Origin of the sequence: Rickettsia australis str. Phillips (genome assembly GCF_000273745.1) — a bacterium.
Taxonomy (GTDB): Bacteria; Pseudomonadota; Alphaproteobacteria; order Rickettsiales; family Rickettsiaceae; genus Rickettsia; species Rickettsia australis.
This window is the reverse complement of the sequence record NZ_AKVZ01000019.1, coordinates 21,531-30,321: the sequence shown is the minus strand read 5'-3', so window position 1 is coordinate 30,321 and position 8,791 is coordinate 21,531. Positions and strand designations below refer to the sequence as shown.

The window sequence follows — 8,791 nt, the reverse complement described above, 5'->3', positions numbered from 1 at the left end:
TTTGCATCCCCATAGAAACATTACATTATCGAATAAACCTTCTTTATTTTGCTCTACTCATATATATCTTTTAACTATAATGAAGGCTTGTTAAAAGCAGTAATTACACGGCTTGTTACGTTCATATAATCGCCTTTATTTATATCTGTAATAATAGCATATGTGCAATTTCCGGTTTTGACATAACTTCGCCTACTATATTAAGCATTTGTTTATCGAAATTATATTCTTTCGTCGTGCTTTGTATATTCGGAGTATTGTCAATAATAGCTGAGGCAATATCAGGTAAGACTGTTTTATTATCAGCAAAAAAATTTTTTAATTTATCGTCGCCATCTACCATTTCTAAAGATTTCTCAAGAGCTACCATTACTCCTTGATTTGGAGCATTCAGAGTATCAAAAATCTCTTTTGTTTCAGGCATTTTATTTCATCAAGTAGGAATAGTATCTACAATACTAGGATCAACTTTTGCATATGTATCCTTACTTTGAGGTTTTTGTAATATATCATCAAAAGCTTTTATATAGTTGCTTGGAAGTATTTCTGTTGCTTCGGTACGTATATAATCTGCTATATCTTTTCCTTTTTCATTAAAAGATTTCAAGAAATTTTTAGTGGTAGATAACATTTCTAATGTTTTAGAAGTCACTTTATTATAGTCAGGTACATCTTGCTTTAGATCAATTGCAATTTCTTTAATGCTTTTAGGTACATTATCATTTTTAAAACATTCTTTTAATGTTGTAAGGTCCTTTTGATCCAGAAAATTACTTCTTGAAATTCTCTAAAACCTGCTGTTGCTAAGATTTGCCCTATTTGTGGTAAATCATCTGCATGTTCTTTTAGAAAATTCCATATTTAGGATTTTTCAAGAATAGATTTTTGAAAATTTGAATCAAGATATATATCAGAGGAGCTTGCAAGTTTAACAAGATTATAACTATTTACTGGATTAGCTAAAGCAAGCTGCGCACCTTTTAATAATGCTCCTATACTAACGGGTAATATTTTTTTTCTTTGGAGATGCAAGGTCATAAATAAAACTTGTAAATGCCTTGTCTGCATCAGGAGAAGATAATATCCTTTTAACAGTTTTATTAAAATCCTTTAATTTTTTAATATCTTTAATGGAATTTATAAAAACATTAAATTATCTTAAAATTGATTCAAAGAAATAAATTAAGAACTACTTAAATATTTTAATTTATATTATATAATATGGTAATTAAATCAATTTGATCTAAGATTTATAGAGTTATCTGTTTATTTTTTTACTTTTTGTAGGTAATGATATGTAAGTATATGATTTATCGTGATTATCTACTATATGCGCTTTACTATCTAAATTTGAAACTATATTTTTTGCTTCTTTTAAAACATTTAGTTTATTAATTTTTTTAAACTCATTCTTAAAATTATCTTTTAACTGTTCATTGAAGATTTCTTTTGGTAAATAAATTCCACCGTTAATAGTGCCTGCCCAAGTATATTTAGATTTAGAATTTAAATTAGAGGCAATATTGCTTGCTAATTTTTCTAGATTTTTCGGCTCTAAAAAAATATTGATATTATCAGGATTCTTTTTAGAATATTCAGAAACGATAGGTTTGAGCATCTGATTAATCATGTAAAAATCTTCACCTCTATTATCACCTTTATCAAAAAGTTTTTGTGATATTTTCTCGCTTAAAATATTTGCTAATAAATTACTCTTAATATCTTGTTTATTTGTAATATTTTCATATAAAGGGTTCAATATTTGTAATGGAGAATTTACATGAGTTGTAATATGTTTATATTGGTTTGTTTTAGGAGTAGCTAGGTTATTAACCATATTCATAGGTAGCGAATTGAGTTTTTCTATAATATAGTCTTTAACCACTTGATTTTCTTCGCATAACATATTTACTTGTTGAGCAAATTCTTTTTTACTAAGTAAATTTTTTTTTCTTCGGCCTGTATTTGTAAAAATACTTTATCAATTGCCTTATCAATTAATTTTGCTTGTTGCTCTTTAATTAGCTCAGGCGCTAAAGAAGGGATCGCCTTATTAAGATTGTAAGTATCAGTAAGTAGCATTAAATTATCAGGTAATTTAGCATCTGCTAAATTAGTATTTTTAAAATTACAATCTTTTAAAGAAGTTACTTTAGTGAAATCTGCATTTTTTAATGATATGTCTGAGAAGTCAATATTAGATAAATTACCTACTAATATAGCTCCCTCTAAGCTGAATTTTCTATTTTGTATTTTATTTAAGTTATTTCTAAGAGTAATTTCATCTATAATTTTATCTTTAAAATCTTGTGATGGACTAAATACATCTTTTACTTTTTCAGTAGCATAGTTAAAACCTGCTTTTATAATATTCGGCAATTGTCCTTCAAAATAATTGGTTTTTTGAGCTAGATTATATATAGCCCTAGCGGTCCCACGATAATTACTTTGTTCAACCTCTTCTATAACTTTAACTAATTCATCAGGATGGTTTAACATTGATGGAAGTACATTATATAATTCTTTCTTATCAAGGTTATTTATACCTGGTATGTCCACTAAAGTTTTGTCTAAAATACTTGCAAATATTTCTCTATTATTGTTTAAATATTTTTTAATTTCAGGATTGTCTTTAGTGAAAATTATTAACTCTTTTGCCATTCCCGTATAATCACCTTGAATAAAATCTCGAAAAACCTTTTTTAATGATTCAGGTTTATCAAGTAATATAGGCATTATGCTCGTTAACTTTGTAATATCACTTGTTTCCAGACCATAATTTATAAGTTGTGGTTTTATAGTTTGACTATTTTTTTCATCTTGTTCTAAAACTCCTGTAATTAAATTATCAAATAGACCTGCTTTACTTTGCTCTACTAATATATCTTTTAATTTAAATGAAGGATCATTAAGGGCAGAGATTATATTACCGGTTAAACTCATATAATCGCCTTTATTTAAGTCTGCAATAATCTCATGCGCAATTTCTGGCTTTGACATAACTTCGCCTACTATACTAAGCATTTGTTGATCAAAATTATATTCTTTTTTTATGCTTTGTATGCTAGGAGTATTTTCAATAATACCTAAAGCAATATTTGGTAAGATTGTTTTATTATTAGCAAAAAAACTTTTTAATTTATCATCACCCGCTACCATTTCTAAGGATTTTTCAAGAGATATCATTAAACCTTGATTTGGAGCATGAAGAGTATCAAAAATCTCTTTTGTCTCAGGAATTTTATTTAATAAAGTAGGAATAATATCTAAAATTTTAAGATCAATTTTGTAGCTTTCAAAATGTTCTTTTAAAAAAGGTTTAGCTTGTTCTTTTGCTGCTTCTAAGAAATTTTCAATAATTAGTTGTTTTTCAGGAGATAACTTATTAAAACTTTTTAGAGTATTAGGATTGTTTATATTTTCAGCCAGTTCTTGCTTAAAATCAGGATGTTCATTAAATATTTTTAATAAATTTTTCTTATCGGGTTTTTGTAATATATTATCAAAAGTTTTTATATAATCGCTTGGAAGTATTGCAGTTGCTCCGATGCGTATATAATTCGTAATATCTTCACTCTTGTCATTAAAGAATTTTTTGAAATTTTTATCGGTAACCAGCATATCTAAAGCTCTAGACGTCACTTTATTCCAGTCCGGTAGCTCTTGCTTTACTTCAACTGCAATTTCTTTAAGTTTTTTAAGTACTTTTTCATTTTTAAAACATTCTTTTAGTATTCCGAGTCCCTTTTCATCTAAAGCACTCTTATCTTGAAATTCTCTAAAGCCTGCATTTGCTAAGATTTGACCTATTTTAGGCAAATCGTCTGAATGTTTTTTTAAAAATTCCCATATTGGAGGTTTTTCAAGAAGTGATTTTTGAAATTCCGGATCAAGATATATATTGGAGGATTTAGCAAGTTTGACAAGATTATAAGTATTTACAGGATTAGTTAAAACAAATTTTGCTCCGAGTAACACCGTTCTTAAGCTTATACTCTTTGAAGATGATAAGTCCTTAATTGCACTCTTTAGTGCTGTATTAGCTTTAGAAGAAGATAAAACTTGTTCTACAACTTTTTGATAGTTTTTATTATTTGTAACAGCCATAAAATTATTCAAAATTTTTAAATATTCTAAATCTATTTTAAAAAATTTTTAAAAATAAAAATTAGGTATTTTTAATATGTATATTTCGATACAACATGTTCAGCATCCGAGGGCTTACAAATACATGGCTGCCAATTTTTCAAGTTCTATCTGAGTATATTATTTAGCCTCCGCTTTTTGCGTCCATCTCAGTGAATACTTCTTCCCATGAACCGGTAGTCGCCGCTTTTGAATATTCAGTCGCTCTATTTTCAAAAAAGTTCGTATGCTCTACTCCGTTTAGCATTTCATCAAGCCAAGGAAGCGGGTTATGATTTACCAAATATACATCTTTGAGTCCTAGTTGCATTAAACGACGGTCAGCAATATAACGAATATATTGTCTTACTTCATATGCCGTTAACCCTTCAATACCGCCAACTTCAAAAGCAAGTTCAATAAAAGCATCTTCAAAATGCACAATAGTCGTACAAGCTTCATAAATACGTTTACGTAAAGTTTCTGTCCAAACTTCAGGGTTCTCTCTTACAAAAGTTTTAAACAGAGTAATAATTGAATTAGTATGAAGCGTTTCATCGCGCACTGACCAAGCAATAATCTGACCCATACCTTTCATTTTATTAAAACGAGGGAAATTAAGCATAATCGCAAAAGAAGCAAATAGCTGTAATCCTTCAGTAAAAGCTCCAAATACTGCGAGTGTAGTTGCTATATCTTCTTTGGTATCCACTCCAAATTGCTGTATATAATCATATTTGTCTTTCATTTCCTTATATTTAAGAAATGCTGAATATTCTACTTCCGGCATACCTACCGTATCAAGTAAATGTGAATATGCTGCAATATGTACCGTTTCCATATTAGAAAATGCCGATAACATCATTAATATTTCAGTCGGTTTAAATACTCGTGAATAATGCTTCATATAGCAGTTATTCACTTCAATATCCGCCTGAGTAAAAAAACGAAATATTTGCGTTAATAAATGTTTTTCCCCTGGAGTTAAGTTATACTTCCAATCTTTAACATCATCGGCAAGCGGTACTTCTTCCGGTAACCAATGAATTTTTTGTTGAGTGTGCCAAGCTGCATATGCCCATGGATATGAAAATGGCTTATATATTGGACTTGCATCAAGTAGTGACATAATTTTTCTTCTTGTTTGTTTTTATTATTTACCAGCATACTTTGTGGTATGACTCAAAAAAATACTCAATATCATTCCCGCGAAAGCAGGAATCCAAAAAATAACCTTACTATATGTACATATACGATAAAATAAACATATAAAAAATAAGTTTTTTATGTTTTACTGGATTCCTTGCTGTAGCAGGAATGACATCGATTCTTAAGTTAATCCTATGAGCTTTTAGCTAGAAACCACATTAACTGCTATTACTGGCAAGCTAAGCATTCTTCGTAATTACCGGCTTCTGATATCTTATCGTTTTGTTTCTCTAAATCTTTAAAATCGGCTTTTAATATGTCATGCGACACTTTATCGGCTCGCTGTATTGATGTCGATCTACAATAATATAAACTTTTTACTCCTTTTTTCCAGGCTTTAAAATGAATATTATTTAAATATTTCTTACTAACATTACCTGGTACAAAGATGTTTAAAGATTGTGCTTGCGTAATGTAAGGAGTACGATCGCTTGCTAGTTCAATTAGCCAATTTTGATCAATTTCGTAAGCGGTTTTGAAAACCTGTTTTTCTTCTTCGGATAAAAATGTTAAATGTTGCACTGATCCTTCATGTGTTGCAATCGAAGACCAAACTTGGTCATTATTAAATCCTTTCTCTTCTAATAACTTTTCTAAATGTTTGTTACGCACATTAAAAGAACCGGTTAAAGTCTTTTGTACAAAGCTATTAGCAGCAAACGGCTCTATTCCGGGTGATGCATTACCTGCTATTACTGAAATTGAGGCGGTGGGTGCTATTGCGGTTTTATTGCTAAATCGTTCATTACTTCCTGCATCTAGAGCATCAGGACATGCTCCTTTTTCTTTACCGATTTCTATTGAGGCTTTATCAGCTTCAGCAGATATATATTCAAATATTTTTTTATTCCAAACTTTTGCCATCACCGATTCTATCGGTACTTTTTTTATTTGCAAAAATGAGTGGAAGCCCATTACGCCAAGTCCAACGCTTCGCTCACGCAAAGCCGAATATTTAGCTCTTGCCATCGTATTCGGTGCTTTATTAATAAAGTCTTCTAAAACATTATCAAGGAACAACATAATAGAATGGATAAATTCTTTATCATCTTTCCATTCTTCATAATACTCTAAATTTAAAGAAGAAAGGCAGCAAACGGCAGTTCTTGACTTTCCTAAATGATCAATTCCCGTCGGCAATGTAATTTCGCTACAAAGATTGGACATTTTAACTTGAAGCCCTAATTTTTTATGATGCTCAGGGATAGATTTATTAACACTATCGATAAATAACAAGTAAGGCTCACCCGTTTCTATTCTAGTAGTTAATAACTTAACCCATAAGTCTCTTGCTCTAACTTTATTTACGACTTTTTTGGTAGCAGGGCTAATAATGTCAAAGTCCGTATTGTTTTCAACTGCTTTCATAAATTCATCGGTAATAGCTATACCATGATGAATATTAAGAGCTTTACGGTTAACATCTCCACCTGTAGGACGTCTTATATCAATAAATTCTTCGATTTCAGGATGATTAATAGGCAAATATACAGCCGATGAACCTCGTCTAATAGAACCTTGCGAAATAGCAAGAGTCATAGAATCCATTACTTTAATAAATGGTATAATACCGGATGAATGACCTTTATCACGAATCCCTTCATTAATAGAACGAACATTACCCCAATAACTTCCAATCCCACCGCCACGTGCAGCAAGCCAAACATTTTCCGTCCATAAATTTACTATATCGTCTAAGCTGTCATCGGTCTCATTCAAGAAGCATGAAATAGGAAGCCCTCTATCCGTTCCGCCGTTACTTAAGATTGGTGTTGCCGGCATAAACCACATTTTACTCATATATTCATATAGCTTCTGAGCATGCTGTTTATTTTCGGCATAATAACTAGAAACTCTTGCAAATAAATCTTGAAAATCCTCACCTTTCATAAGATATCGATCTCGCAGAATAGCTTTACCGAAAGGAGTAAGTAAATTATTATGGTTGTTGTTTATAGTTATTTGAAATTTATTTTTTTTAAGCGTGTTCATTATAGGTACTAATGGGGTTGTAGGCGTTATTTATAATGCTTATTTTGAAAAAAATGACACCATATTTAGTGTATATAATCTTCACCTAAGTAGACACGAGAATAATAATTTATTCAATATAAATATTTATTTTTTTTTAAGATTTTTGACTTGACACAAATCACTCTTAATTACTATTTATGCTTTCTTAAGGCACACGCAGTCTTATCATGCGGAAGTAAGTCAACGTTGCGTGAATACCGCCCCGTCATTGCAAGCAGTCGTAGGTCCGCCGCTTGTTAAATAATCATTTATACCAAGCATATAATCTGTATTTAGCATTAAATATTTATAATCATTGCTATATAGTAAAATTTTGTCTTTGAAATCCAGCTTCATAGGAAAAATTTGAAAGCCCTGGACGTAGTAAACTCGGTGATGCATAATAAGGAATGGTAATTGTCTGAACTTTACCGGTTATATCTTGCGTTTTGACTATTAAATCACCTCTACCGGTAATAACCGGAATATTGGTTATATCAAAATCCCTCATATGAGCTTTAGCATTATATATAGGTATACTATTTGAAAATATCTCTATACTACTTGGAAGTTCTGATTTTCCTCTGAAATTAAGTAACGGATAGGTAACTAGATTCCGTATAACTGTAAAATTCGTAGCATATTGAATACCGGCAAATCTAGTTGAATTAGACCAAAAAGAGGCTTTAGTTATGCTATCCCCCTACCCGCCAATTAGTCATTTTATCTACATTCTCATATGTCCAATTTGTTTCTAAACGTGTAAATTTATTTTGGTTTCTTGCAGTATTTTTAACTTTAGAAAAATTTGATTTCATGGCTTATGTTTGAAATAAAAAACTATAGCTATATACGCCGTTTTCAGTAAAATAATTGAGCTTCTCTACTCTGGCTAAATAATTAATATCATCATTTTGGCTAAGAGTTATATAATAATTAAGATATGCCACGCTAATAAGTTTATTGTCAACATTTTTTTTAGGCATTTCATTAGCATTAAATACTTGTTTTTGCATTTTATCCGCCGGAAAAGTAATATTTAAATCTAAATTCTTGCAGTTTAAATCATATTTAGTACCCTCAAGCAAATCTAAATTAATATATGCACTATCATGATGATTCACTAAACCCTGCTTAAGATAATCTTCTTGAACATCAAAATGTTCTATATCTTCAAGAGGAATTAAATAATGACCTTGAGCATTTTGCACTATAGTTGGAAATATATCGGTTTCGGTATAATGAATTTTTAGCGAAACAATCAATTCATTGTCGCCAGCATCTTCATTAGAGCTATTCTCAAATTCTACTTCTAGAGAGGTAATTGGGGCAATGATTCTAACCCTTTATCCTCATGCACGTTTGTATCCATTGTGGTTTGAGGTAAATTGCTTCCAAGCGATTCGGATATAACTTTATCTACAAAGCTCAGCAGTATAAATAA

General features: G+C 30.4%; 5 protein-coding genes and 2 pseudogenes. All 7 read right to left on the bottom strand.

Annotated features, from left to right (window positions below; genetic code table 11):
- Positions 1 to 77: 77 nt before the first annotated feature.
- Positions 78 to 1,123: pseudogene (locus tag A452_RS11910) on the bottom strand (pentapeptide repeat-containing protein); the annotation flags it as partial.
- A 135-nt stretch (positions 1,124 to 1,258) separates the two neighbouring features.
- Positions 1,259 to 4,107 (bottom strand): annotated as a pseudogene (locus A452_RS08185) (pentapeptide repeat-containing protein).
- Positions 4,108 to 4,270: 163 nt separating this feature from the next.
- Positions 4,271 to 5,254, bottom strand: a complete 984-nt coding sequence (locus tag A452_RS0103035; protein ID WP_014412748.1) for a ribonucleotide-diphosphate reductase subunit beta — start codon at positions 5,252 to 5,254, stop codon at positions 4,271 to 4,273.
- A gap of 248 nt (positions 5,255 to 5,502) precedes the next feature.
- Positions 5,503 to 7,326, bottom strand: a complete 1,824-nt coding sequence (locus tag A452_RS0103030) for a ribonucleoside-diphosphate reductase subunit alpha (protein ID WP_014412749.1) — start codon at positions 7,324 to 7,326, stop codon at positions 5,503 to 5,505.
- 340 nt (positions 7,327 to 7,666) lie between these two features.
- A complete protein-coding gene (locus A452_RS11905) occupies positions 7,667 to 7,879 on the bottom strand; it encodes a fimbria/pilus outer membrane usher protein (RefSeq protein WP_338009660.1) in 213 nt (70 codons plus the stop codon).
- A gap of 163 nt (positions 7,880 to 8,042) precedes the next feature.
- Positions 8,043 to 8,165: a hypothetical protein gene (locus tag A452_RS0103020; RefSeq protein WP_017208531.1), complete on the bottom strand. Its 123-nt coding sequence runs from the start codon at positions 8,163 to 8,165 to the stop codon at positions 8,043 to 8,045.
- Positions 8,166 to 8,168: 3 nt separating this feature from the next.
- Entirely contained in the window at positions 8,169 to 8,612 is a 444-nt protein-coding gene (locus tag A452_RS11900) for a hypothetical protein (protein ID WP_017208530.1), read from the bottom strand.
- Positions 8,613 to 8,791 lie beyond the last annotated feature (179 nt).